This window comes from Bacillus sp. PK6-025 (genome assembly GCF_056530265.1).
This window is the reverse complement of the sequence record NZ_CP096509.1, coordinates 4,028,231-4,053,120: the sequence shown is the minus strand read 5'-3', so window position 1 is coordinate 4,053,120 and position 24,890 is coordinate 4,028,231. Positions and strand designations below refer to the sequence as shown.

Genomic DNA, 24,890 nt, shown 5'->3' with positions numbered 1-24,890 from the left:
CTGCAATTTCAGAGGTGACAATAATGGACTACTCAGACACGCTGCAAAAAATACACGGTGTCCTCTCCCATAAGGCGGCAGAGCTGGAAGAACAAATTGCAAGGCTGGAGCGGGCAAAGCGCGATGTAGAGCGGGAACAAAACCTCGGAATCGAAGAAATCAGGCAGATTTTGCGTCCGAACCTTGATGAGTCGTGGACCGGAAGCAGGGCAGCCGATTTTGACGAAGCACGTGATGAAGCGCACACGGCAATGTACAGAATTTTCACCGATGAATATGATCGGTATATTCATAAAATTGATTTAAAGATATTTGCTTTAGATTCTGAAAAAGGGGCTGTTCAAGCTGCAAGCTGGTCGGCCGACCGGGCGGACTTTCTGATGGAAAAAGGAGAGGAGGCCGTCGACGCTCTGCACAGCACAATCAACGGTTTAAAAGGGTGGTTGAAATGAGCAAAACGATTAAACTTAACCATGCAGCGGTTATGAAGCAGCTGGAGCAAGTAAGCAGCACGCTTCAAGCCGTGTCTTTAAAAAGCCCGTCAGCCGGAGCGCTCGGGCGGAACAACCTTGATTTTACGAAAAAGTGGCTTGAACGCGAAGCCGAAATTTGCAATATGGTCGAACAGTATAAAGAGGCTGTTCGTAAAAACATTGAGGACACCCGCTCCAATGTGGACACGCTGAAGGAACAGGATGAAGCGATTGCCCGAAGATAGGCGCTGCCGGCTGTATGCCGGCGGCGTTTTTTTATGTTGATGTAGAAGGGTGCTCCACGGGGGTGCAGAAAACAATGAAATTGGTTTAGAATATGAATACAAGCAGGAACTCTGAAAGGGTGTCAAACAAATGGACATACGCCACTTAACCTATTTCTTGGAGGTAGCCCGTCTGAAAAGCTTCACAAAAGCCGCTCAGTCATTATACATATCTCAGCCGACAATTTCCAAAATGATTAAAAATCTTGAAGAAGAGCTCGGGATTGAGCTGTTTTACCGGCGGGGGCGTCAGATCGAGCTGACTGATGCGGGGCAAAGCATGTATGTGCAGGCCCAGGAAATCACCAAGTCGTTTCAAAATTTAACTTCAGAGCTGAATGACTTGATGGACGTCAAAAAAGGGCACGTGCGGATCGGTTTGCCGCCGATGATCGGCTCCGGCTTTTTTCCGAAAGTGATAGGGGATTTCAGAGACAAATATCCGAACGTCACCTTTCAGCTTGTTGAGCACGGCTCTGTGAAAGTGCAGGAAGGAGTGGAAGACGGATCGCTTGATATCGGCGTTGTCGTCTTGCCTGCAAAAGAGGAGATTTTTCACTCCTTTACAATCGTAAAAGAAGACTTGATGCTGATCGTCCACCCGTCTCATCGTTTTGCCGATGCGGATGAGATCGAGCTTCGGCAGTTAAGCGAAGAACCGTTTATCTTTTTCCGGGAAGACTTTGTTCTTCACGAACGGATCATTACGGCTTGCTTGAAGGCTGGATTTCAGCCGAATGTCATTTATGAAACCTCGCAATGGGATTTCATCAGCGAAATGGTTTCCGCTAACCTTGGAATCGGGCTTTTGCCCGAAAGAATCTGCCGCGATCTTGACCCGGAAAGAGTGAGAATCATTCCGCTGGTGAGGCCGGCCATTCCTTGGCATGTCGCCGTCATTTGGAGAAAAGACCGCTATCTGTCGTTCGCGGCGAGGGCGTGGATTGATCATACAAAATCGTATATATGGAGCGAAAATTCAAAAACAGAAGGGAATGCAGCCGAATGAATCTAGAAGATGCCGCAAGAGGAATTGAGAAAGTCAGAAAGCAAAAACCGCTCGTACACAATATGACAAACAATGTCGTCACCAATTTTACGGCGAACGGTTTACTGGCTCTCGGCGCATCGCCGGTGATGGCGTATGCGAGGGAAGAAGCCGCCGACATGGCAAAGATCGCCGGAGCCCTTGTGCTGAACATCGGCACGCTCAGCCGGGAATCTGTTGAATCGATGATCATTGCAGGAAAGTCCGCCAATGAACACGGTGTGCCGGTTATTTTTGACCCAGTCGGTGCTGGGGCGACGCCGTTTCGAACAGAATCGGCTCAAGCGATTATGCGCGAAGTGAAGGTTTCCGCCGTCAGAGGCAATGCCGCGGAAATTGCCAACACGCTTGGAGAGGACTGGCTGATCAAAGGCGTGGATGCAGGCGAAGGGAGCGGCGACAGAACAGAGCTCGCCAAAAAAGCCGCGAAATTATGGGATACAGCCGTCATCATAACCGGAGCTGAAGATGTCATAACGGATGGAACAAAAACGTATACCGTAGGCAACGGACATCAACTGTTAACGAAAGTGACGGGGACAGGCTGTCTGTTTACCTCTGTCATCGGTGCGTTTTGCGCCGTTGAAAAAGACGTTTGCCATGCCGCTGTATCTGCAGCCGCTTTTTATGGAACGGCGGCCGAGTTGGCCGCGGAGAAAACGGAAAACCTGGGGCCCGGAAGCTTTCAAATCGAGTTTTTGAATCAGCTTGCCGCTGTTGAAGCGATGGATATAAAAGAACGCGGCAGGATCAGAGAGGTGGAATAAGATGACGCGAGTCTCAAAAGAAACGATAAAAGATCTGTTGTCAGTCTATTTTATTATGGGTTCAAACAATACTGCAGGCGATCCTTTAACTGTCATTGAACAAGCCTTAAAAGGCGGTGCGACACTTTTTCAATTCCGCGAAAAAGGCGAGGGCGCGTTAAAAGCAGGAGATCAAAAGGCGTTTGCTCGACAGGTGCAGGCTCTTTGCAAACAGTTCAATGTTCCGTTTATCATCAACGATGATGTAGAACTCGCGCTTGCGCTTGACGCCGATGGGGTGCATATCGGGCAGGATGATGATAAGGCCGCCGACGTCAGAGCGAGAATCGGGGACAAAATCCTCGGTGTTTCCGCGCATACACTTGAAGAAGTCGTAAAGGCGGAAAAGGATGGAGCGGATTATATCGGTGCAGGACCGGTTTACCCGACTGAAACAAAGCGGGATACAAAAGCTGTGCAGGGTGTCTCGCTCATTCAAGAGCTCCGCAGGCAGGGGATTGGCATACCTGTGGTCGGAATCGGCGGGATCACGGCCGAAAACTGCGCCCCCGTCATCGAGGCCGGCGCTGACGGCATCAGTGTCATCAGCGCCATCAGCAAAGCTGCCGATCCAAAGGCGGCCGCCGAGGCGTTCAGCAAGAAAGTGCAAGCTGCTAAACAAAGCGCGCATTCCTAAATGGAATATGCGCTTTTTGATATAAAAATTAAAATCTCTCGTTCATAAACCGTTCCAGAAAATGCCCGATCACCAGGGAGGACATGCCGAGCGATGAGGCAGTGCGGCCAAGCGAGGAGATTTTCAAATGATAATTAGACAAGGCTTCTGCAGCACTTCTTGAGGCAATCGTTTTTTTAATCGCATCGACGATGATCGGATAGGATTCTACAATGGTATTCCGCAAGATAATCGTATCGGGATTCAACGTCTTCAAGATGTTGAGAAGTCCGATGCCGATATGAAAACCGAATCTTTCAAACGTCTCCATCATCCCCGGATCACTGCGGTCTGCAAGTTCTTTAACGGTTTCGTAAAGCGAGGCTTCGGAATTCGCTCCATAGTGAGAGAAGACGGCTTTTTCCGAAGCGTAAAGCTCCCAGCAGCCTCTATTCCCGCACCGGCACAATGGGCCGTCAAAGTGAATGGACATGTGCCCGGCTTCTCCGGAAAAACCTTGCACACCTCTAAACAGTTTTCCATTCATTAAAATCCCTAAACCAATCCCGGTATTAATGCTGACAAACACGGCATGCTCCAGCTGTCCGGCTTCTCCGTATTTCTTCTCGCCAACGGCGCCGGCGTTTGCTTCGTTTTCAATTAAAATGGGAACGCCGAACCTTTCTTCCAGTTTTTCCTTTAACGGAATCAAATGGATTGGCTTATTTGGCGTAAACACCACCTGCCGTTCGTTGTCTACCAAGCCGGGTACGCAAACGCCGATTCCGGTCAATCCGTATGGGGAAGGCGGTATTTTGTCAACGGCTAGCCCTGTCAATTCGATTAATGCCTCTTCTGTCGCCTGAATGTCTTCTTCATCCAGCGTCCGTTCGAATTGTTCAATCAAATGCCCTTCAAGATCGGTTAACACAACAATCAGATAATTGGTTCCGATATCTATACCGACCGCATAGCCGGCTTTTCGATTGAATTTCAGCATCACGGGCCTCCTGCCGCCGCTTGACTCGCCGGGGCCGGTTTCATAAATGATGTCCTTTTGAAGCAAGGAAGATACTTGGGAGGAAACGGTCGCTTTATTTAATCCCGTTATTTCCGAAAGTTTTGCTCTTGAAATGGGTGCGTTCTCAATAATCTGATCAAGAATCAGAGCTTTGTTCATTTTTTTTACAAGGGCTTGATCCGCTGTATTCAATGTCAATCACTCCATTGTTTTGAAGCTGTGAATTTATTATAGTATAACAAATTTAGAAAACTCAATTTTTTCCTTCATTTCCATTGAAAGCGGTTGATTCATCTTGTAAAATAAATACAAGGAAGTTAGTTTAATGGTTAAACAAACTTATTTTTTAACGTTTGCTTTGCAAGGAAAAGTGAAGGGGGAGATCGGAATGTTTTTTAGAAATGTCGGAGTGATTGAGTATGAAGGAGCCGATTCGGAAAATCCTTACGCATTTAAATATTACAACCCTGATGAATACGTCGGCGGCAAAACGATGAAGGAACATCTTCGCTTCGCTGTTGCGTATTGGCATACCTTTGATGCGGACGGGAAAGACCCTTTCGGTGACGGGACGATGTTCCGGCCGTGGAACCGGATGACACATCCTTTGGATAAAGCAAAAGCCCGGGCGGAAGCGGCTTTTGAATTCTTTGAAAAGCTCGGCGTGCCCTATTTCTGCTTTCATGACGTTGATATCGTTGATGAAGGAGCAACGTTGCGTGAGACATTTACGTATTTGGATCAAATGTCGTCTTTTCTTAAAGAAATGATGGAGACTAGCCGTGTTCAGCTGCTTTGGAATACAGCCAATATGTTTACCCATCCGAGGTATGTCCACGGGGCCGCAACTTCCTGCAATGCGGATGTCTATGCCTATGCGGCCGCAAAAGTGAAAAAAGGACTGGATATCGCCAAGGAGCTTGGAGCGGAAAACTATGTGTTCTGGGGCGGAAGAGAAGGTTATGAAACATTGCTGAATACAAATATGAAGCTTGAACTCGAAAACTTGGCTTCATTTTATAGAATGGCGGTTGAGTATGCGCGCGAAATCGGTTTTGACGGCCAATTTTTGATCGAGCCGAAGCCGAAGGAGCCGACGAAGCACCAATACGATTTTGATGCGGCCACAACGATCGCTTTTTTAGAAACTTACGGTTTAAAAGACCATTTTAAACTCAATCTTGAGGCGAACCATGCGACCTTGGCAGGGCATACATTTGAGCATGAACTACGGGTGGCTGCCTTGCACGACGTGCTGGGTTCCATTGACGCCAATCAGGGCGATTTGCTCCTGGGCTGGGATACTGATGAGTTCCCGACCGATCTGTATTCTGCAGTACTTGCGATGTATGAAATTTTGAAAGCAGGCGGGTTTAAAACCGGTGGTATTAACTTCGATGCTAAAGTAAGGCGCCCGTCTTTTGCGGATGAAGACTTATTTCACGCTCATATCGCAGGAATGGATACGTATGCAGTCGGCTTGAAAGTCGCCTCCCGTCTGCTTGAAGACAAAGCCCTCGACCAGATCATTGAAGAGCGTTATGAAAGCTATACGAAAGGGATCGGGCTTGAGATCAAAGAAGGCCGCACCGATCTGAATAAGCTTGCCGCATACGCTCTTGAACACGACCAAATTGAAAATCAGTCAGGCCGCCAGGAACGACTGAAAGCGACCGTTAACCGTTACTTATTGAACGCTTTGCGCGAAGCGCCGGCAGAAAAGGAGACACGCTAGTGGAATACGTGATCGGGGTCGACCTCGGCACCAGCGCGGTTAAAATCATCCTTGTCAATCAGCGGGGAGAGCTGTGCGGCGAGGTCTCCAAACCATTTTCAATCATTCAGCCCCATTCCGGTTATTCTGAACAGGATCCCGCAGAATGGGCGGTAAAAACGAAGGAAGCCATTAAGGAATTAGTTATGCATTTCCCGGGAAAAGCATCTCAGATTAAAGGGATCAGCTTTTCCGGACAGATGCATGGATTGGTACTTTTAAACGGCAAAGGAGAGGTTTTGCGAAACGCGATCCTGTGGAACGATACACGGACAACCGAACAATGCCGTCTGATTAACGAGAAAGTCGGAAAGGAGCGCCTGCTCGAGATCGCGAAAAACCCGGCGCTCGAAGGCTTTACCCTTCCGAAGCTTTTATGGGTGAAAGAACATGAAAAAAAATTTTTTGAAAAGGCGGCCGTTTTTTTGCTGCCGAAAGACTACGTCAGGTACACGATGACGGGGCGTCTGCACAGCGAATATTCAGATGCGGCCGGAACGCTCCTGCTCGATGTGAAACATCAGACATGGAGCGGGGAAATCTGCAGCAAGCTCGGCATCCCGGAGTCCTTATGTCCGGATCTGATTGAGCCGTGCGCCTGTGTCGGCGGCGTCAGTCCGGAATTCGCGGCCGAAACCGGTCTGGCTCCTGAAGTCAAGGTGTTTGCCGGCGGCGCTGATAATGCATGCGGCGCGGTCGGCGCCGGTATTTTAAGAGAAGGAACGGCCCTTTGCAGCATAGGCACCTCAGGGGTTGTTCTCACATATGAATCAAACCGAGATCAAGCGTTTGATGGCAATATTCATTTTCTGAACCACGCCGCCCCCAATGCGTTTTATTCAATGGGAGTGACGCTTTCCGCAGGACGCAGCTTCAGCTGGTTTAAAGATGTATTTGCCGGGCAAACGTCATTTGACGAATTAATTAGCGATATTGACCATTCCCGTCCCGGTGCCCGGGGGCTGCTGTTTACCCCTTACTTGTCAGGGGAGAGAACCCCTCATGCCGACGCAGATATTCGCGCCAGCTTCATCGGGATGGACAGCGCACATACACGGGCGGACTTCGTCAGAGCCGTCATTGAAGGCATCACATTCTCCCTACACGAGAGCATTGAACAATTCCGTGCCGCGGGAAAGGATATCAGCCGCGTGATTTCAATCGGCGGAGGCGCCAAAAGCGATCAATGGCTGCAAATCCAGGCGGATATCTTCAACGCCGACATCATCAGACTCACAAGCGAACAGGGGCCGGCATATGGAGCAGCCATGATCGCGGCCGTCGGGTGCGGCTGGTTTCCGTCGCTTGAAGCTTGTGCAGACCGATTCGTTCTCATCAAAGAAACCTTTTCACCCCGCCGTGAATACAGCAGACAATACAAAGCTCTGTTTCAAATTTACAGAGATGTCTACCGGCACACGAAAGCGCTGAACGAGCGGCTGGCGAGCTTTCGGGAATAAAAAAACTTATGAGCCGGCCGGCTCATAAGTTTTTTTCGGGTGTGCATCCAGTTTAAGATTGATCCATGTGAATGCCTGTATGTGCTTTGACCTGAATTTCTGCAAATGCTTCTTGATCAGGGGTTTTTGAAGACAGAATCGTCCCGAGATAAGCGCCTAGAAAGCCGAGCGGAATGGAGATGATACCCGGGTTGGAAAGCGGGATCAGCGGTTCTCCAACAAAGATAGCGTTTCCGGCCGGGTCCCAGACACTCGGGCTGATGGAGACGAGAATCAGCGCGCTTAAAAGACCGGTCAGACTGCCGGCCAAAGCGCCGGCCGCATTAAATCTTTTCCAGAAGACGGTGAAGATAATGAGCGGCAGATTGGCGCTTGCCGCCACGGCAAATGCAAGCGAGACAAGAAACGCGACATTCAGCGATTGGGCGAAGACAGCAAGCAGAATCGAAAGGACGGATACGCCGATGGAAGCCCATCTTGCAGCGATCATTTGCTCTTTTTCCGTAGCCGCGCCTTTTCTGATAATCTGGCTGTATATATCATGCGCAAAAGCGGATGCCGCCGACAGCACAAGGCCTGTGACCACCGCCAAAATCGTTGCGAACGCGATGGCTGAGACGAAGGCGAACAGAAAATCTCCGCCGAGCGCCTGAGCAAGCAGCGGTGCAGCCATGTTCCCCGCTTTATCGGCAGCTAAAATGTTTTCAAAACCGACAAACGCGGCAGCACCAAAACCGAGAAAGACCGTCATAATATAAAATATACCGATAATCCATGTAGCCGAGATTACCGATTTCCTTGCCGTTTTGGCATCTTTTACTGTATAAAACCGGATGAGAATGTGAGGCAGGCCGGCTGTCCCGAGGACGAGTGCCAAATTGAGTGAAAGTGTTTCAAGAGGAACTTTATACTTATTGCCGGGGTTCAAAAAATCAGCCCCAAGCGGAGTAGCTGTTTTCATTTGTTCAAACATGTTCGTCAGGCTGAAGCCGAATTTTGAAAAAACGATGATTGAGATAATGAGCGTCCCTGCCATCAAGAGAACGGCCTTGATGATCTGGACCCAGCTGGTTGCGATCATTCCTCCGAATACGACGTATATGGTCATCAAAACCCCGACAATGCACACGGCCAGCGTATAATCGATGCCGAGCAGAAGCTTGATCAGCGCACCGGCGCCGACTAACTGTGCAATCATATAAAAGGTGGAGATCGTGATCGTGTTTAATGCGGCGACACCGCGAATTTTCTTTTGTTTAAAACGAGAGGCAATCATGTCCGCCATTGTAAATTTGCCGAGGTTTCGGAGCGGCTCTGCCACAATGTAAAGCACGACTAAATAAGCGACGAGGAAGCCGATGCTGTAGAAAAAACCGTCAAACCCGTTCAAAGCGATCATCCCGGCAATGCCGAGGAAAGAAGCCGCTGACATGTAATCTCCCGCAATAGCCAGTCCGTTTTGAATGCCGGTAAGCCCTCCTCCCGCCGTGTAAAACTCATTGGCCGTTTTTGTCTGTTTGGCCGCGAAATACGTAATGACAAGCGTGAGAGCAACAATGGCAAGAAACAGAATAAAGGCTGTGGCACTCATGAATCAACGCCTCCAATCTTCTTTTTGAAATCGCTTGCAATTTGATCGAATTGACCGGCTTTTTTTGTATACATAATGCACAGCGTCCATGTCATAACAAACTGAGCTATCGCAAAAACCCATGCCCATGTGATGGCTCCGACTGCCGGCTGATTCAAAAATGTGAAGTATGATGTCATAACCGGCAGCAGGAAATAAAAGAGCAGAAAGAAAATCGTCATCGGTACAATAAAAGCCCGTTTCCGTGATAACAACCGCTGGAACTCCGGAGATGCCGCAGCTTTGCTGTAATCTATTTTGCCTTCTCTCATTTGTTCTTTGCCCCTCCTTGTGTTTGTCTGAAAAGATACAACAAAGGTATGTAACACGCTCCGGATTTATTCTTCAATTTTCACACAGCGTTTTATTTATATAAGATGAAAGACCTGATCATCTCGAATAAATGTTTTTTCCATAAAAGAAACCGTTTGTTCACCTTTTTCTTCTCATTTGTCATGCCTTCCGCCTCGTTTCCGCCTCTGTCAGCTTCCTTCTCAGTTCATTTGCAGACGCAATCGCTTCCCGGTCTGTTATCACGCCGCCGGGCTTGTTTCCTTTGCCGAGCAAATAGCCGTCGAATGTCATGTTCATAAAATCAAATATGTAGTGAAACTGTTGAATGAGCGGCAGCCCTTTCAAGCGGGGATCATCGTCTCCGACAGCTGCCACGTAGACCGTTTTTTTCGCCATTTGCTGTTTAAATGCAGATCTTCCATGCTCTATCAATGTCTGTGACCAGCGGTCAATAAAATTTTTCATCAGACCCGACATGCCGTACCAATAGATCGGAGTGGCGAAAACTAGGATATCCTTCTCCAGCACCCGGCTGATCAGGTCTCTGTAGTCATCATCAGGGTAAAAAGGGGCTGTATTGCTGTGCCTGTAGTCCGATACGGGCTGAATGTGATAGTTTCGCAGAAATATCTTATCGGCATCAAGTCCGTCTACTAATCGATTCATCAGTTCTTCCGTATTTCCATTTTCACGGGAGCTTCCGCAGATTGCTGCTATCCCCATATTGTTTCATCCTCCTTTGGAATCGGTCATGAATTCAGTTTAAGATAACAACAATCATCAGTAAAATTGATATTTTAGATATTTACCATCGGAAAAATCGATTATATAAGCGAACTTAACAGAAAAGAGAGAATGGAAAGGAAGCATGAGGATATTATCAGAAGGATCAAGACGAAAAGCTCCGCCCCCCTTCGGGAGAAAGGCAATCGAAACCGATGCAGAAGAAAGTGAATGGGACTGCTGGCGTCAGCGTTGGTTAGCAATGGCTCTAAAACGCCTTATTCAATCCGGTCTGGTACCCCTTAAGAGAGTGAAGCTGGAAAAATGAAACGACCTATGTACAGGGCAAAGGTAAGGCTGCTCCTTAAAACGCGCGTTTCTATGGAGCAGACAGAATCTATACACAGGCAGCAGGCCTGCTGCTCAAATACGTCATTATCAATTAAAACACTCGTTAAAACAGCCGGTTGGATCATCTTGATAGATCAAGATTCAACAGAACCGCCTGTTTTTTTGGATAACTGATGCTTCTAAACGCTTACTGCTTTATCGGTTTTTCAGCATCGCTTTGGACGGGCTGACTGTGAAGAAATTCTTTCACATCTTCAATTTGCAGCCCAAGTTTTTTCGCCTCCTTCATCAAAATCACCCAATCTTTGTCCAACTTGTGTTTCGTTTGAGTATTCATAGCTTCCTCCAATATGATAAGACGTTGTTCACCTCAAAGAAAAAAACGGTTTTTCCTTGAGATGCAATAAAAGTTATAAAACAACAGCCATGTGAAAACAATGACAAATTTCATAAAAAATTCACAAAGTCATCTTTGATAAACCTACCTATTCCCTAAATAACTGACTAAAAAAACCAAAAAATCTTAGATTCTTACTTATAATAATAAACAATCAATTACTGACTGGATAGTATTCAATTAAAAATGATCATTTTTCCCTATTAAGAATTTCTCAATTGCAGCCGAATATCCTTTGAATATTCTAAAAATAAGAAAGAGATTTTTGGCAGATTATTACGAAAAAGTATTGGAAAATCAATGGTTTCAAGGAATGATTTAGAATAAAGACATGGTGGGTAGGGAGGGTCCTTTCGGCTTAGTTGCTGTATGGGTTAAAGAAGGGTAATACGAAAATACTATTATCGACCAGTATTAAGTGGAAAAAAAGAACATTGGTTTCAAATGCAGAGAAAAAAGTATAGCTTTTGCCTCAAAATCGCTTTAATTCACCAGGATGAAACCATTGTAATGGATAAAAACCCGAACTATTCCTTGTAAGGCATTTAATGGAACAGAAACCTTTCCACTTGTTTTGCCCCTAGTTTTATTTGAAGAAATGATGAAAATACGAGCTGGAAAATGCTGAAGGTGGTAAAATGAAAAAGCGAATATATCATCTTAGGATTAAAAAAGAGATTCACAGGCGTTTTATAGACTTAAAATGGAAGAATAACGCCGCTGAAAGGAGAGAAATGAATTGGCAATATTAGTATGCGGAGGGGCGGGCTATATTGGAAGCCATGCTGTAGCGGAACTGTTAAGCCGCAATGAAGAAGTCGTGATTATTGATAACCTGCAAACTGGACATCAAGAGGCGGCTTTAAAGGGAGCTTCTTTCTATAATGGAGATCTGCGCGATGAAGCATTCCTAAGAAAAGTATTTCAGGAAAACGAGATTGAGGCTGTCATGCATTTCGCGGCCGATTCTTTGGTTGGAGAAAGCGTAACAGATCCTCTCAAATATTATGACAACAATGTTTACGGAGCCGTTTGCCTGTTAAAGGTCATGAAAGAGTTCGATGTAAAGCAAATTGTCTTCTCATCAACGGCTGCAACATACGGAGAACCGGATCGTGTGCCGATTATGGAAACAGATCCGACGGATCCGACAAACCCGTACGGGGAAACGAAGCTCGCGATTGAAAAAATGCTGAAGTGGTCTGAAAAAGCATATGGAATCCGTCATGTCGTCCTTCGCTACTTTAATGTTGCCGGTGCGCATGTAGACGGATTGGTCGGCGAAGATCATCAGCCTGAGACGCACCTGATCCCGATCATTCTTCAAGTCGCGCTTGGCAAACGCGACAAGATTATGATTTTCGGCGACGACTATCCGACTGCAGATGGTACGTGCATCAGAGACTACATCCATGTAATGGATCTGGTCGACGCGCATATTCTCGCTGTCGAAAGGCTTCGAAAGGGCGGAGAAAGCACTGTATACAATCTCGGAAACGGCACGGGCTTTTCGGTCAAAGAAGTCGTTGAAACAGCCCGGAAAGTGACAGGCTGCCCGATACCGGCGGAGGTTGCAGAGCGGCGTGCTGGAGACCCGGCACAGCTGATCGCCTCTTCTGAAAAAGCAGTGAAAGAACTGGGATGGCAGCCGAAATACGCCGAGCTGGAAACGATCATTGACAGCGCGTGGAAGTGGTTTAAGGCACATCCGAACGGCTATCAAAGCTAGAATGCGATGACGCCTATTAAATAGGATGAAAAAGAGCTTTCAGTTACAGAAGGAAGCTCTTTTTTGATGTTTAAAGCGTGCTGTCAACAGGGAAAAGGAATGGAGGAAGATAATGATTCACCATGAAAAAATTTAACAATGTTAAATTAATGATTGACCAAAGTTTTTTATTGTGGTAAACCTAAATTTGACAGATTTTTTGTTTCGGAGGGATTTGTCAGCTCTTGCTATGTGTGTAAAAAGAACTAAAAAATTACCAGTCTATTTCCTTCATTATTCATAATATCATGAACAAATTTTGACGATTTTGTGACATTTGGGTGAAAAAAAGGTGAACAATCGAAAAAAATAAGGCTAATTGGTGAAGATTTTGATAGCATAGCAAGGTAGAAGAAAAAAGTTTTTCAGAATCCTTTTATCTTAGATATTCTGACCAAATTTTAGACATCATTTAAGGAAGGATGGTGATCCTCTTGTTCAGAGCATTTAAACCACTGATTATGCTGACTCTACTTTCCTCCATTTTTTTATTGGGCGGCTGCAGTCAAATCGCGGTATTGGATCCTAAAGGACCGGTTGCTTCGCAGCAAAGAGATCTTATTCTATTATCGATTGGATTTATGCTGTTTATCGTAGCGGTCGTATTTGTCCTTTTTACTGTGATGATTGTGAAATACCGTGAGCGTAAAGACAGAAAGTCTCCTTACAGCCCGGAAGTAGAAGGCAATACATTTTTAGAAATCGTCTGGACAGTGGTTCCGATTTTAATTGTTATTGCGCTGTCAGTGCCGACAGTTCAAACAATTTATTCTCTAGAAGAGGCTCCAAAAGCATCAAAGGACAAGGAACCTTTGGTCGTATATGCGACATCTGTCGATTGGAAATGGGTATTCAGCTACCCGGAACAGGATATCGAAACGGTCAACTATTTGAATATCCCGACAGACAGACCGATCTTGTTTAAAATCTCATCTGCCGATTCTATGGCGTCACTGTGGATTCCGCAGCTTGGCGGGCAAAAATATGCCATGTCCGGAATGGAAATGGAGCAATATTTGCAGGCAGACCATGAGGGTACTTATAAAGGCCGAAATGCAAACTTCACAGGTGAAGGTTTTGCAGAACAACAGTTTAATGTCAAAGCGGTATCTGAAAGCAAGTTTAACGACTGGGTGAAGAAAACGCAGAAAGAAGCTCCTAAGCTGACGAAAAACCAGTACGATGAACTGATGCTTCCTCAGCATGCGGACGAAATGACGTTCTCATCGACACACCTGAAGTATGTTAACCACGGAAATGATGCGGAATACGCCATTAAAGCGCGCGAAAGATTGGGCTATAAACCATTGTCTCCGCACTCAAAATCAGATCCGTTTGAAAACGTGAAGACAAACAAAGATCAAAAACAATCTGAAGACCAAGATTCTCACTAGGAAAGGAGGAAGCTTGCATGAATTTGAAATGGGACGAATTCATAATTACAGGTGACCCATTAATTCTTGGAGCACAGATTTCCATTTTGCTTACATCCATTGCAATCGTATTTGTGCTGACATACTTCAAAAAATGGAAATGGCTTTGGAGAGAATGGATTACCACCGTCGATCATAAACGTTTAGGAATCATGTACCTCATTGCCGCAGTCATTATGTTCTTCCGCGGCGGCGTCGACGGGTTAATGATGCGTGCCCAGCTCACGCTTCCTAATAACAGCTTTTTAGATTCAAACCACTATAATGAAGTGTTTACGACACACGGTACGATCATGATCATTTTCATGGCGATGCCGTTTCTTATTGGATTAATGAACGTCGTCGTACCGCTCCAAATCGGTGCGCGCGATGTTGCATTCCCGTATTTGAACAACTTGAGCTTCTGGACCTTCATGGTCGGAGCGATGCTGTTTAATATTTCATTCGTCATCGGCGGATCGCCGAATGCAGGATGGACGGCTTACATGCCGCTTGCAGGCAATGAGCTGAGTCCTGGGCCTGGGCAGAACTATTACTTGCTCGGACTTCAGATCGCGGGTATCGGTACGCTTCTCACCGGGATTAACTTTATGGTGACCATCCTGAAAATGCGTACAAAAGGCATGACCCTATGGCGGATGCCGATGTTCACTTGGACAACGCTGATCACTTGTGTGATTATCATTTTCGCCTTCCCTGTCTTGACAGTGGCTTTGGCGCTGATGACATTTGACCGCTTGTTCGGAACAGCCTTTTTCACCTTGGCGAACGGCGGTATGCCGATGCTGTGGGCGAACTTGTTCTGGATTTGGGGACATCCTGAGGTTTACATCGTTATTTTGCCTGCTTTCGGTATTTTTTCAGAAATCATTGCGACATTCGCAAGAAAGCAGCTGTTCGGCTACAAAGCAATGGTTTATTCAATTGTTGCCATTTCGGTTCTCAGCTTCGTCGTTTGGCTGCACCACTTTTTCACAATGGGCAACAGTGCGGCGGTCAACTCGTTCTTCTCGATTACGACGATGGCGATATCGGTGCCGACCGGAGTTAAAATCTTTAACTGGCTGTTGACGCTGCATCGAGGCAGAATCAAAATCACAACGCCGATGCTGTGGTCGCTTGCATTTATTCCGAACTTCGTCATCGGCGGTGTTACGGGCGTTATGCTTGCGATGGCAGCTGCGGATTATCAATATCACAACACATACTTCCTCGTATCGCACTTCCACTATGTGCTGATCGCGGGTACTGTGTTTGCATGTTTCGCCGGATTGATCTTCTGGTATCCGAAAATGTTCGGTCACAAACTGAACGAACGCATCGGAAAATGGTTCTTCTGGCTGTTCATGACGGGCTTTAACATCTGTTTCTTCCCGATGTATTTCCTTGGATTGCAAGGAATGCCTCGCCGTATTTACACATACGGAGCAGAAGACGGCTGGACTGCATTGAACATGATTGCGACATTCGGCGCATTGCTGATGGCCGCAGGATTCATCGTTCTCTGCTACAACATTTTCTACAGCTTCCGTCATTCAAAACGCGAAGAATCAGGAGATGCTTGGGGAATGGGTCGTACGCTTGAGTGGGCTACATCTTCTGCGATCCCGCCGCACTATAACTTTGCGGTTCTGCCTGAGGTTACATCACCTGACGCATTTGCGCAAATGAAGGAAGACAATGTCGAGATTCATCCTGAAAGCAAGTTTAAAAAGATTCATATGCCGAGCAATTCAGGCCGTCCGTTTCTTATGTCATTATGCTTCGGATTTGCTGGATTCGGGCTTGTCTTTGAATGGTTCTGGATGGGAATCGTCGGTCTGATCGGTGTATTCCTCTGTATGATTCTTCGTTCATTTGAATATGACGACGGCTACTATGTAAGTGTTGAGGAAATAAAAGAGACTGAACGAAAGAATGCCAAGTAAAGGAGGCGGGATTGATGGAACATGCAGAACACAGCAATTCTAACGCTCCTATGGAATACCGTTCTGAAATCGGAAGGTTGAATATCCTTGGCTTTTGGATTTTTCTTGGAGCGGAGATTGCTTTATTCTCTACGTTATTTGCGACCTATGCTGTTCTTCATAACAGAACAGCGGGGGGCGTACTGCCGGCAGAACTGTTCGACGCAAAGCTCGTTTTAATCATGACGTTCCTGCTGTTAACGAGCAGTTTCACATGCGGCATCGCAGTGCATGAGATGCGCCGCGGCAGTTTGAAAGGCGTGATGATCTGGATGATCATTACCCTGTTGCTCGGTGCTGGGTTTGTCAGCTATGAGCTTTATGAGTTCAATCATTATGTACACGAAGGTGCCACTTTATCGACAAGTGCTTACTGGTCATCTTTCTTTGTTCTATTGGGAACACACGGACTGCACGTATCGATCGGTATCTTCTGGATTATCGGCATTTTGCTTCAGACGAAAAAGCGCGGCCTAACCCCGCAAACGTCTGCTAAGCTGTTTATCTCAAGTTTGTATTGGCACTTCTTAGACGTGGTATGGATTTTCATCTTTACCGGCGTCTATTTGATAGGGTTGGTGAATGTATAATGGCAGCAAAACAATCGGCTGAACACAGCCACTTTCCTTGGAAGCATATTGTCGGGTTCGTGTTGTCCATTGTGCTGACCTTACTGGCCTTGTGGGTGATTTATACGGATTTAAGCATGGCTGCAAAGCTGTGGATTATTTTCGGTTTTGCGATCATCCAAGCTGGACTTCAGCTCTTAATGTTTATGCATATGACTGAAAGTGACAGCGGCAAAATCCAAGTCGGGAATACGCTGTTTGCCGCATTTATTGCGGTTGCGATTATTGCCGGTTCCGTCTGGATCTTCGCTGCTCACAACTATCACGGAGACAACCCTGAAGGCGGTACTCCAGGTGCAAAACATTCTGAGCACAGCGGACATTAATTGATTGGCAAAAGAGTGCGGATTTCAACGATCCGCACTCTTTTTTGGTTGCTGAACGGAAAAAGAGAGAGCCACAGGCTCTCTCTTTCTCATACACTCTTAACCGCGTTTTACGCCGCGGCCGAATTTGCCGTCGCCCGGCTTGCTCTTTTTAGAAAGAGTAACAGTCAGGAATGTACCATAGTTTTTAACTTGAGCACTTTCCAATTTGCGCATCTGTGTCACCTCCTTATTACTTCCAGTTGATTACATATTCATGCTATCATAGAATAAAGTGGTAAAAACCACAAAAAGGCACTAAAACCCGACATCATCCTTCAATTCTATTCATAGGGTTTTTATTGCGGTATTTGTTCGGAGGAAACTGATTTAAGGAGAGTGTTACTGATGATACGCGTGTTGTTAGTAGACGACTACAGGGTTCTGACATCCGGAATGAAGGAAATATTAAAAAAATATAATATGGATGTCATCGTTTGCCACGAAGGAAATGAAGCTCTCGACCTCTTAAAAAATCAAGAGGTACATATAGACGTTTTTCTTTATGATTTAAAAATGCCGGGAATGAACGGGTTGGAGCTGTCTCTTAAAACGCTGGAAACCGCACCTCAATCCAAAATTATCATTATGTTTTCGGGAGATGAAATTCACTCATATTTTAATAAGCTGATTGAGGCCGGAGTTAAAGGGTTTATCGATAAATCGTATACAGACAGCATGATTGCTTCGAGTATTTTATTGTGTTTAAAAGGGGCTGTGTTATTTCCCGACGGCTTGCTGCAAAAACTGAGGCTTGATTCCGATCTCGCGGTGGACGAGCATTTAACAGACACAGAACTGGATATTTTGCAGAAGGTGGCCAGCGGTAAAACAAATAAAGAGATCGCAGCAGACCTACAAATGTCGACGCGCAACGTAGAGTATCACTTGAGCAAAATCTATAAAAAGCTCAAAGTAACGTCACGGTACTGCGCAGTAAAAAAAGGAACGATGCTTAATTTGATCAAGCAGAAAGTTTAGACAAAGTATATATTTGCTTTTCCCTGCAAAAGAGAGTCGATAGGCTCTCTTTTTCTTTTTCCTCCGAATAAATCCCGTAATAATGGCCCATTGATGCCATTGGCTATTCATGTCGGTTTTCGGTAGTTTTTTGCGGTTTTTTTGATATTGTCCTGTGATAATCTGATTCATGTGGTCAGTTGGTAAATTCAGGGGTATCGTCGCATTGCAGGCTCTTTTTAAAACGCTCCAAAGCTGAAATGATAACGGCATTCGCCAAGGGCGTGGAAAGAACATCATGCATAAAGTGCTGAAAGAGAGCTTGCCGGCTCTCTTCTCCTTTATTTTTCTGAAATCATGCATACCGGGGAGGTCTAATCTTTGAAAATTATTCGAAATCAAGAGACAGCGACAACCGTGTTGGAAAATGAATGCATCGTCCTAAACCTGGACAATGGGCAGTATTTCGGATTGGAAGGGGCTTTAAAAGAGCTGTGGATCGAAATTGAAAATGAGCGAAAGGATAAAAAAGATATTCTGATCAAGTGGCAATCGGCGTTCGATCAGACAGAGGAAGAACTGTCAGCGATATTAAATGAGGCGATACAGGAACTGACACATCATAAGCTGATTGAAATAGAGGATAAAAGCTGATGAAAAAAAGAGCGCTTGTCAAAAATCACGAATATTTTACAACCGTTCATGCTTTTGTACGTATGATGCTGTTAAATCATGATTTTGAAGAAGCTTATGAAAAAATTGCGATCCATCTGTTTCCGCTGTATGCAAGCGCACAGCAAAGAGGTGCAGGGCTGCTTGATATAGACGAACTGCACCAGAACGGCGAATATTTATATTCGCTTGATGAAGACGACCATTTGGTTACTTCATGCGTTTCTATTGCATTAACGATTCAATCTATATTATTCAGCAATGGGTTTGATGCTGATCTCATGATCGGGGTCAAGAAAATTGATGACAAGCTGTTTTCTCATGCGTGGGTTCAAATGGAAAACGGCAAATCGATCGATCCGAATCATAAAAATAAGGATTTAAAAGTTTTACAGACGTATAAGATGAGCGCTTACGCTGAAAGGTGGGTGTTATCTCTAGTATGAAAGTATGGTTTGGAATGCAGGGAGACAACACCGTTGCATGGCATGAGTGGGTTTCCGCCGTCAAGAAATGGGGACGGGTGGAACGGATTCACAGCTACAGCCGCGGGATCGCAAACATGGCTGAAGCGCATATCCGATACGATGAAGCTTTTAGACCTACAACTCAAATAAATCTTTTGCATCCCGTCATCTTAGACGGCTGGATCAGCGGCGGTCTTAACGCAAAATCGGATGGCACCCGAAAGATTGAACAATATGACAAGCTGTACGTGTCTTTGAAGCAGGATCAAGCTGCCATGCTGTCTCACTCGCATGGCGAATTTACGATGATGTGGTGGGATGACAGTCTACATAGCCTTGTTTTGGCGACTGATATATACGCAACCCGTCCTGTTTACTACTGGGTCAGTCCGAAAGGAGAATGGTTTGCAGCGAATGACTTGCGCATCCTTTTGCTTGTTCATGACATTCCTTTTGCGATCGATCAAAATGTGTGCAGAATGTTTCCTACTTCAGGCTTTGCTGTAGGAGAAAACGGCTTTGAAGATCGGACGTTTTTTAAAGGAATACGCAAAGTGCCTGCGGCGTCCTACGCTTTTCTTGGCCGGGATCATGCGGTTCATGCGCACAGCTATTGGGGACTTTCGCAGCTGTTAAACGGGAAAGATCTTGCTGGAGACGCAGTTCCGCGGTTCCGGGAGCTTTTTCAGGAAGTGACAGCAGATCGTTTAAAAGATGAAAAGCATATTGTCGAATTAAGCGGCGGACTGGATTCAGCTGCCGTAACCGCCGCCGCAATTGCAGGCGGACGGAAGGAACAGCTGCTGGCCGTCAATATATCATTTGCCGAACCTGACATGATATTAAGCCATGACAAGGACCTTGTAAAAAATATGATGCGCGATATGGATATTCCCGGCCTGATCATTCTCGGAGACGCCACAGCCAAAATTCCAAACGCGGAAATCGGGCGTGATCCGCTTTGGTTTGTAGACGGTCCTGATCCGAGAGCCAATTCACTGGTTAATGAGACTTTTACAGTGATCGCTGAGGAGTATGGTGCTTCGTCTGTCCTGACGGGTGAGGGCGGGGATTTCATTTTTAGCGGAGAAGTGTCAGTGATCGATTCTCTGCTTCGGCAGAGACGGTTTTCTGAAATCTACAAATTGCTTCGCGAATGGTCAGGCGGCAGCATGAAAGAGATGCTGAAGCTGGGATTTCAATACGGAATCGCCCCTTTCATGCCTTATATCGGAGAAAAGCTCTATTACGACCTGCTGTGGTCAGATACGGAATATGAGCTGCCTGAATATTTTACTGAAGAACACCGAAAGAGAGAACGGGAGATCAATAAGGAGGATCATCTTCGCTATCGAAAAAGCCGGGAGCTCTCGGTGTGGGGTAAGAGGTTCCATTATGACTTTTTGTGGCCGAGAGCGAGGTACATGGATGCTGTTGGTGTGACATTGCCTACGTACCATCCGTTTTTGGATCGGAGGCTGATCGAATTTTCATTTTCCGTACCGCCTGAACAGCATTTTGATGTTTTAAAAGGGCTTGAAGAACATTATGCAGGCTCTAAAATGCTTCTTCGCAAATCTTTCACCGATATCCTGCCTGCCTATGTTTATAACAGATCAACGAAAACAACATATGCCCATATGGCCAGGAAAAGCTTTATGAATGACCGCAGACACGTTCTTCAGCTATTTGAACCGGGAGAGCGCGTCTTTGTTGAAGAGCTCGGCATCATTAAGCGCGGTATATGGTGGAAACACTTGCTGGCTATGGCTATTCGCTCTGAAGATCCAAATAATGATCTGGGCATGGGCTATCAGTACATGAGATCTGTCATTGACTTGGAAATATGGCTCAGGGAAGCATCCAAGGGGAAGGAGCACCTTCTCGACCGGAGCCGTCCGGGAAAACCAAGGGTCATGGCTGATATCGAAACCGTCAATACGCCGGAGAAAGCCAAAATATACTCGTATCAATGACCACAATAGGTATAGAAAATGAAGGTGAAGCATGTGTGGAAGATGAAGCATATTCAAGAGCCGCTGCAAACGGCGGGCCTGCTTGGGAAAATGGTCTGGAAATCGGGTCCGCGGCTGATGATTTGCATGGTTATCTTCATGCTGATCGAAGCCGGAGCACCTTTAATCCAATTGTACGCTTCAAAGCAAATGATCGACGGCATTGTCGAGCAGGAAGCGGTCATCTATGCGGAAATATGGGCTGTCATTTATGCGGGAAGCCTGGTCATGATCAGTGTCGTTAAATCATTGGAAAAATGGGTGAAGGCCATGCTTTCTGAGAGGTCGATGATCACAGTCAACAGTTTGTTAATCGACGCTTTTGACCGCATTCCGGGGATGCGTTTTTTTGAGGATCCAAAGTACAGGGACCGGCTGGAAACACTGCGGGATCGCTCGACATGGCTTCCTTCCCAATTCATTAATATCAGTTCGAACTTGGTGACAGCCGTTATGTCTTTGGCGGGCGTTGTTTTAATTATTGCCTATCTGTCGCCCGTTCTTGCTGTCATCCTCATTTTATCTACCGCTCCATTCGCTTTTGTCCATAATCATTACAATGAAATGGAGTGGGAATATCACAAGGATTACGCCCCTGTCAGAAGGAGGGCCGCATATGCTCGCCACATTCTGCTCGGGAGACGATCCGCCAAAGAAGTACGCCTGTTTGGCTTGGGATCTTTCTTTCTTGATTTATATCAATCTGCTTTTAAAGGCTTATATTCTGTGCTGCGGAATATTCAAGTCAGAAGCGCGCGCTGGTCGGTTTTAACGGGTTTCTTATCGGGGGCGGGAACGGGTTTGGGGTACTTTTGGATCCTGTCCCAATCCCATTCAAACAGTTTTTCTGTGGGGGATATATCGTTGTACTTGGGGGCCGTGTTCCAATTATCAACGGCTCTCCGGGATATCGCCAAGGAAGGTGCAGATACGTTGGATATATGGAGAATGGGAAGAGACTTTTTTCTTTTTATGAACGCCGAAAAGGATATCAGGCTTCCTTCCAATGGCGAATCTCTCGGGGACGCAGGACCGCTGGCAGTCGAATTCAAAAATGTCACCTTCCGCTATCCTTTCAGAGAAGCGGCTGCCGGCTCCCGGGAAAATGAAGCTGATGTGAATGAGGAAGATTTGGATATGCTCGATGAGCTTGAAGATGAAGAAATGCGGGAACACGACGAGCAGCCTGAACCGAATGACATGCACACAGGCGATGTTCTAAATCGAATCAGCTTTTCAGTATCACCGGGAGAAAGAATTGCCATTGTAGGGGCGAATGGATCGGGGAAAACAACGCTCATCAAACTGCTCTGCCGTTTTTATGAATATGATGAGGGTGAGATTAAAGTGAACGGCAAAGACATCCGCAAGATCGATCTTCAAGAGCTGAGAAACAAGATGGCGGTCGTGTTTCAGGAATTTGGTAAGTACGAATTGTCACTCCGGTACAATATCGCGGTAGGCCGAACGGAAGCTTTAGGTGATGAAGAAAAACTTCGCGACGCCGCCCGGTCCGCTAAGCTGGAACCAATCATCGAAGAGTTGCCTGAAGGGCTGGAAACAATGATCGGCCCTGAATGGGGGGGCACCGATTTTTCGGGAGGCCAATGGCAGCGGATTGCTTTAGCCAGATCGTTTATGAAAGATGCCGGACTTGTCATCTTGGACGAGCCGGCCGCATCTTTGGATATTCGGGCTGAGTATGATATTTTCCGGCAATTTCACAGCTTCACAGAGGGAAAAACGGTGATCATGATTTCCCATCGGTTCAGTACGGTAAAAATGGCTGACCGCATACTGGTTTTGAAAAACGGAAGAATTGCGGAAGAGGGAAGCCATCAGGAACTTATGGACAAGAACGGGGAATACAGCAGAATGTTCCGCATGCAGGCCAAATCGTTTCAGGGGAAGGATGAGGTATATTGCTGAAGTTTTGTTCCTTTTTCAAAAAGCTGCCTCAAACCGCTTCCATCATCTTTTATGGTTTATCGTTGTTTTGGCGCTGCGACCCTTTTAAGTCGGCTGTTCTATTTTTTATTACACTGCTGAATGCAATGCTCGGACCGCTCCTAGTCTGGCTGAGTGCAGAGGTGATCGATGAGATTGCACGGGCGCCGTTTGAGCTGTCTTCTTGGAATGCGCTTGTTTGGGCGGCCTTTGCATACATTGCTTTTACGCTGATCGTAGATGCCCTTCTGCCTGTGGCTGAAATGCAGAAAAGGCTCCTTACCGCCAAGCTCGAAGCTTATCTTGATGAAATGCTCATGAAAAAGGCAATTTCCATTCCTGATATCGCGGCTTTTGAAGACGCATCTTTTCATACCAATACACAAATCATCCGCTATAATGAATATTTTGTCACGATGTGGGTTTCCATCGTGTCTCAAACCTTCGGCGGAATGGTGATGATTGCAGCCAGCAGTTTACTGATCGGCATGTCTGCACCGTGGGTGCCGCTGCTGTTTCTCATATTGGCCGTTCCTAAACTGTACTGGGAGGCGAAATTAAACAACGCGACCTTTGAAGGACGGAAAGAGGTTCAGGAACTGAGACGGCGCGCGGAATATTATGCAGGTGTCCCTCTCATGTCTGAAACAGCCGGAGAGGTCAAGATATACAATCTTGTTCCTTTTTTTAAGTCTTTTTATAAAAACACCTCGATGGAGCTCCTCCATACGCTGTCCAACGATCAAAAAAAACTGGCGCTGTATCAGCTGTTCTGGTCGGTATTACAATCTTTGGCCGCAGGTGCCGTTCTGATTTACATCGTTCACCAGGCTTTTTATGGTCGGTTGTCCATCGGGGATGTGATGCTGTTTATCGGAGCCGCGGTTCAGTTCAACGAAGGAATCAATGAAATGTTCGCTGCGTTTGCGATCGGTGCAAGAGAAACGAGGCACCTCGGAAATGTTCATTCTTTTTTAAACAGCAAAAATGGCATGGAAAATGGGGAAACCGCGCCAGCTGCTCAAAAGGAAAAAGGATTTACATGTGATCAAGTGGAATTTTCTTATGATGGAACCAAAACGGTTCTTGATATTCATAAGCTCGATATTCCATTGAATAAGACGACCGTTCTCGTGGGAGAAAATGGATCAGGCAAAAGCACACTCGTTAAATTGCTCCTGCGTTATTTTGATCCTAATCAAGGCACGATCTCTTATAATGGTTTACCACTTTATAAGTATGATATTGAACATTACCGGTCAAATGCCGCGGCTGTGTTTCAGGATTTTTTGCGGTACGAAATGACATTGAAATACAATATCGGCTTGGGCGACATTTCTTCTTGCACCGACTTGGCTAAAATAAAAAGTGCTTCGGCCTTCGGCGGAGTGGATCAGTTTTTACATAAGCTTGAAGACGGTTATGAAACAGAGCTTGGCAGACTGTTCGGCGGCAGGAATTTGTCGGGGGGAGAATGGCAGCGGATCGCCATATCCCGCGCATTTATGCGTGATGAGTCTGCCGACATTTTGATATTCGATGAACCCTCCTCTGCGCTGGATGTGTTTATTGAGGAAGAGATATTTGATAAGCTGCAAAAGCTGACGCAAGGCAAAACAGTCATTATTGTCTCGCACCGGTTAAGCACGGCCCGTTTTGCCGATCACATCGTATTTTTAGAAAAAGGAAGGGTAGCGGAGGCCGGCACCCATCAAGAATTGATGAAAAATCAGGCCCAGTATGCAGAGCTGTATCGCCTGCAGGCTGAAAAATACGCGCAGTAAAGGAGA

At 46.1% G+C, this 24,890-nt stretch carries 24 protein-coding genes; 18 read left to right on the top strand and 6 right to left on the bottom strand.

The genetic code is table 11. The annotated features are described in order from the left end of the window. The first annotated feature begins 23 nt into the window (after positions 1–23). The 5 genes from M1D67_RS20760 to thiE all read left to right on the top strand — a co-directional run bounded on the left by M1D67_RS20760 (position 24) and on the right by thiE (position 3,248). Positions 24–452 (top strand): YwqH-like family protein, encoded by a 429-nt coding sequence (locus tag M1D67_RS20760; protein ID WP_020453375.1) that lies wholly within the window; start codon positions 24–26, stop codon positions 450–452. Next, entirely contained in the window at positions 449–718 is a 270-nt protein-coding gene (locus tag M1D67_RS20755) for a YwqI/YxiC family protein (RefSeq protein WP_020453374.1), read from the top strand. The genes M1D67_RS20760 and M1D67_RS20755 overlap by 4 nt, the downstream gene beginning before the upstream one ends. 130 nt (positions 719–848) lie before the next feature. Next, the gene (gene cidR, locus M1D67_RS20750; RefSeq protein WP_023856984.1) at positions 849–1,766 is read left to right on the top strand and encodes a cidABC operon transcriptional activator CidR; all 918 of its coding nucleotides are present in this window, start codon (positions 849–851) and stop codon (positions 1,764–1,766) included. Next, positions 1,763–2,572 carry a hydroxyethylthiazole kinase gene (thiM, locus tag M1D67_RS20745; protein WP_025810598.1) on the top strand — a complete coding sequence of 270 codons (810 nt, stop codon included), beginning with the start codon at positions 1,763–1,765 and terminating at the stop codon, positions 2,570–2,572. The genes cidR and thiM overlap by 4 nt, the downstream gene beginning before the upstream one ends. A gap of 1 nt (position 2,573) precedes the next feature. Next, positions 2,574–3,248 carry a thiamine phosphate synthase gene (thiE, locus tag M1D67_RS20740; RefSeq protein ID WP_026580283.1) on the top strand — a complete coding sequence of 225 codons (675 nt, stop codon included), beginning with the start codon at positions 2,574–2,576 and terminating at the stop codon, positions 3,246–3,248. Between the two features lie 28 nt (positions 3,249–3,276). Here thiE and M1D67_RS20735 read toward each other — a convergent pair whose 3' ends face one another. Then, positions 3,277–4,440 (bottom strand): ROK family transcriptional regulator, encoded by a 1,164-nt coding sequence (locus M1D67_RS20735; RefSeq protein WP_123032426.1) that lies wholly within the window; start codon positions 4,438–4,440, stop codon positions 3,277–3,279. 196 nt (positions 4,441–4,636) lie between these two features. Between M1D67_RS20735 and xylA the strand changes: the two genes are divergently transcribed. Together xylA and xylB are read left to right on the top strand one after the other, a co-directional pair. Further along, complete coding sequence (xylA, locus tag M1D67_RS20730; protein ID WP_023856988.1) at positions 4,637–5,983, top strand: xylose isomerase; 1,347 nt, start codon at positions 4,637–4,639, stop codon at positions 5,981–5,983. Beyond that, on the top strand, positions 5,983–7,482 hold the full coding sequence (gene xylB / locus M1D67_RS20725) for a xylulokinase (RefSeq protein WP_023856989.1): 1,500 nt from the start codon (positions 5,983–5,985) through the stop codon (positions 7,480–7,482). The genes xylA and xylB overlap by 1 nt, the downstream gene beginning before the upstream one ends. A gap of 52 nt (positions 7,483–7,534) precedes the next feature. Here the strand turns inward: xylB and M1D67_RS20720 are convergent, their stop codons facing one another. The 4 genes from M1D67_RS20720 to M1D67_RS20705 all read right to left on the bottom strand — a co-directional run bounded on the left by M1D67_RS20720 (position 7,535) and on the right by M1D67_RS20705 (position 10,817). Further along, on the bottom strand, positions 7,535–9,073 hold the full coding sequence (locus M1D67_RS20720) for a solute symporter family protein (RefSeq protein ID WP_025810602.1): 1,539 nt from the start codon (positions 9,071–9,073) through the stop codon (positions 7,535–7,537). Beyond that, positions 9,070–9,384, bottom strand: coding sequence for a DUF485 domain-containing protein (locus tag M1D67_RS20715; protein ID WP_023856991.1), 315 nt, complete (start codon positions 9,382–9,384; stop codon positions 9,070–9,072). Before M1D67_RS20715 ends, M1D67_RS20720 begins: the two co-directional genes overlap by 4 nt. Positions 9,385–9,565: 181 nt before the next feature. Further along, positions 9,566–10,129, bottom strand: coding sequence for a flavodoxin family protein (locus M1D67_RS20710; RefSeq protein WP_025810603.1), 564 nt, complete (start codon positions 10,127–10,129; stop codon positions 9,566–9,568). A 538-nt stretch (positions 10,130–10,667) separates the two neighbouring features. Then, complete coding sequence (locus M1D67_RS20705) at positions 10,668–10,817, bottom strand: anti-repressor SinI family protein (RefSeq protein ID WP_023856995.1); 150 nt, start codon at positions 10,815–10,817, stop codon at positions 10,668–10,670. A 799-nt stretch (positions 10,818–11,616) separates the two neighbouring features. Between M1D67_RS20705 and galE the strand changes: the two genes are divergently transcribed. The 5 genes from galE (at position 11,617) to qoxD (ending at position 17,000) form a co-directional block, all read left to right on the top strand. Further along, positions 11,617–12,606 (top strand): UDP-glucose 4-epimerase GalE, encoded by a 990-nt coding sequence (galE, locus tag M1D67_RS20700; protein WP_023856996.1) that lies wholly within the window; start codon positions 11,617–11,619, stop codon positions 12,604–12,606. Positions 12,607–13,070: 464 nt separating this feature from the next. After that, a complete protein-coding gene (gene qoxA / locus M1D67_RS20695) occupies positions 13,071–14,039 on the top strand; it encodes a cytochrome aa3 quinol oxidase subunit II (protein WP_095291511.1) in 969 nt (322 codons plus the stop codon). Positions 14,040–14,056: 17 nt separating this feature from the next. Continuing rightward, the gene (qoxB, locus tag M1D67_RS20690) at positions 14,057–16,006 is read left to right on the top strand and encodes a cytochrome aa3 quinol oxidase subunit I (RefSeq protein WP_025810604.1); all 1,950 of its coding nucleotides are present in this window, start codon (positions 14,057–14,059) and stop codon (positions 16,004–16,006) included. A gap of 14 nt (positions 16,007–16,020) precedes the next feature. After that, positions 16,021–16,635 carry a cytochrome aa3 quinol oxidase subunit III gene (gene qoxC / locus M1D67_RS20685; RefSeq protein WP_023856999.1) on the top strand — a complete coding sequence of 205 codons (615 nt, stop codon included), beginning with the start codon at positions 16,021–16,023 and terminating at the stop codon, positions 16,633–16,635. Next, positions 16,635–17,000 (top strand): cytochrome aa3 quinol oxidase subunit IV, encoded by a 366-nt coding sequence (qoxD, locus tag M1D67_RS20680; protein WP_023857000.1) that lies wholly within the window; start codon positions 16,635–16,637, stop codon positions 16,998–17,000. Before qoxC ends, qoxD begins: the two co-directional genes overlap by 1 nt. 99 nt (positions 17,001–17,099) lie before the next feature. Here qoxD and M1D67_RS20675 read toward each other — a convergent pair whose 3' ends face one another. Next, complete coding sequence (locus M1D67_RS20675; protein ID WP_423856373.1) at positions 17,100–17,216, bottom strand: lariocidin family lasso peptide; 117 nt, start codon at positions 17,214–17,216, stop codon at positions 17,100–17,102. 171 nt (positions 17,217–17,387) lie between these two features. On the opposite strand from M1D67_RS20675, the gene M1D67_RS20670 reads away from it, so the two are divergent. The 6 genes from M1D67_RS20670 (at position 17,388) to M1D67_RS20645 (ending at position 24,884) form a co-directional block, all read left to right on the top strand. Continuing rightward, positions 17,388–18,020: a response regulator transcription factor gene (locus M1D67_RS20670; protein ID WP_026580278.1), complete on the top strand. Its 633-nt coding sequence runs from the start codon at positions 17,388–17,390 to the stop codon at positions 18,018–18,020. 360 nt (positions 18,021–18,380) lie between these two features. After that, positions 18,381–18,653, top strand: a complete 273-nt coding sequence (locus M1D67_RS20665; RefSeq protein ID WP_026580277.1) for a PqqD family peptide modification chaperone — start codon at positions 18,381–18,383, stop codon at positions 18,651–18,653. Then, complete coding sequence (locus M1D67_RS20660) at positions 18,653–19,117, top strand: lasso peptide biosynthesis B2 protein (protein WP_023857003.1); 465 nt, start codon at positions 18,653–18,655, stop codon at positions 19,115–19,117. Before M1D67_RS20665 ends, M1D67_RS20660 begins: the two co-directional genes overlap by 1 nt. Beyond that, on the top strand, positions 19,114–21,114 hold the full coding sequence (locus M1D67_RS20655; protein WP_479831486.1) for an asparagine synthase-related protein: 2,001 nt from the start codon (positions 19,114–19,116) through the stop codon (positions 21,112–21,114). The genes M1D67_RS20660 and M1D67_RS20655 overlap by 4 nt, the downstream gene beginning before the upstream one ends. Before the next feature lie 42 nt (positions 21,115–21,156). After that, the gene (locus M1D67_RS20650) at positions 21,157–23,082 is read left to right on the top strand and encodes an ABC transporter ATP-binding protein (RefSeq protein ID WP_224146318.1); all 1,926 of its coding nucleotides are present in this window, start codon (positions 21,157–21,159) and stop codon (positions 23,080–23,082) included. After that, entirely contained in the window at positions 23,076–24,884 is a 1,809-nt protein-coding gene (locus M1D67_RS20645; protein WP_479831485.1) for an ABC transporter ATP-binding protein, read from the top strand. The genes M1D67_RS20650 and M1D67_RS20645 overlap by 7 nt, the downstream gene beginning before the upstream one ends. Positions 24,885–24,890: the final 6 nt, after the last annotated feature.

What these genes read in the sequence shown, in the direction of transcription:
- M1D67_RS20760 (WP_020453375.1), top strand. Translation starts at nt 24, where the DNA reads ATGGACTACTCAGACACGCTGCAAAAAATACACGGTGTCCTCTCCCAT.
- xylA (WP_023856988.1), top strand. Translation starts at nt 4,637, where the DNA reads ATGTTTTTTAGAAATGTCGGAGTGATTGAGTATGAAGGAGCCGATTCG.
- thiE (WP_026580283.1), top strand. Translation starts at nt 2,574, where the DNA reads ATGACGCGAGTCTCAAAAGAAACGATAAAAGATCTGTTGTCAGTCTAT.
- cidR (WP_023856984.1), top strand. Translation starts at nt 849, where the DNA reads ATGGACATACGCCACTTAACCTATTTCTTGGAGGTAGCCCGTCTGAAA.
- M1D67_RS20660 (WP_023857003.1), top strand. Translation starts at nt 18,653, where the DNA reads ATGAAAAAAAGAGCGCTTGTCAAAAATCACGAATATTTTACAACCGTT.
- M1D67_RS20715 (WP_023856991.1), bottom strand. Translation starts at nt 9,384, where the DNA reads ATGAGAGAAGGCAAAATAGATTACAGCAAAGCTGCGGCATCTCCGGAG.
- M1D67_RS20755 (WP_020453374.1), top strand. Translation starts at nt 449, where the DNA reads ATGAGCAAAACGATTAAACTTAACCATGCAGCGGTTATGAAGCAGCTG.
- M1D67_RS20710 (WP_025810603.1), bottom strand. Translation starts at nt 10,129, where the DNA reads ATGGGGATAGCAGCAATCTGCGGAAGCTCCCGTGAAAATGGAAATACG.
- qoxB (WP_025810604.1), top strand. Translation starts at nt 14,057, where the DNA reads ATGAATTTGAAATGGGACGAATTCATAATTACAGGTGACCCATTAATT.
- M1D67_RS20705 (WP_023856995.1), bottom strand. Translation starts at nt 10,817, where the DNA reads ATGAATACTCAAACGAAACACAAGTTGGACAAAGATTGGGTGATTTTG.
- qoxC (WP_023856999.1), top strand. Translation starts at nt 16,021, where the DNA reads ATGGAACATGCAGAACACAGCAATTCTAACGCTCCTATGGAATACCGT.
- M1D67_RS20655 (WP_479831486.1), top strand. Translation starts at nt 19,114, where the DNA reads ATGAAAGTATGGTTTGGAATGCAGGGAGACAACACCGTTGCATGGCAT.
- thiM (WP_025810598.1), top strand. Translation starts at nt 1,763, where the DNA reads ATGAATCTAGAAGATGCCGCAAGAGGAATTGAGAAAGTCAGAAAGCAA.
- M1D67_RS20670 (WP_026580278.1), top strand. Translation starts at nt 17,388, where the DNA reads ATGATACGCGTGTTGTTAGTAGACGACTACAGGGTTCTGACATCCGGA.
- M1D67_RS20675 (WP_423856373.1), bottom strand. Translation starts at nt 17,216, where the DNA reads ATGCGCAAATTGGAAAGTGCTCAAGTTAAAAACTATGGTACATTCCTG.
- M1D67_RS20650 (WP_224146318.1), top strand. Translation starts at nt 21,157, where the DNA reads ATGAAGCATATTCAAGAGCCGCTGCAAACGGCGGGCCTGCTTGGGAAA.
- M1D67_RS20720 (WP_025810602.1), bottom strand. Translation starts at nt 9,073, where the DNA reads ATGAGTGCCACAGCCTTTATTCTGTTTCTTGCCATTGTTGCTCTCACG.
- qoxD (WP_023857000.1), top strand. Translation starts at nt 16,635, where the DNA reads ATGGCAGCAAAACAATCGGCTGAACACAGCCACTTTCCTTGGAAGCAT.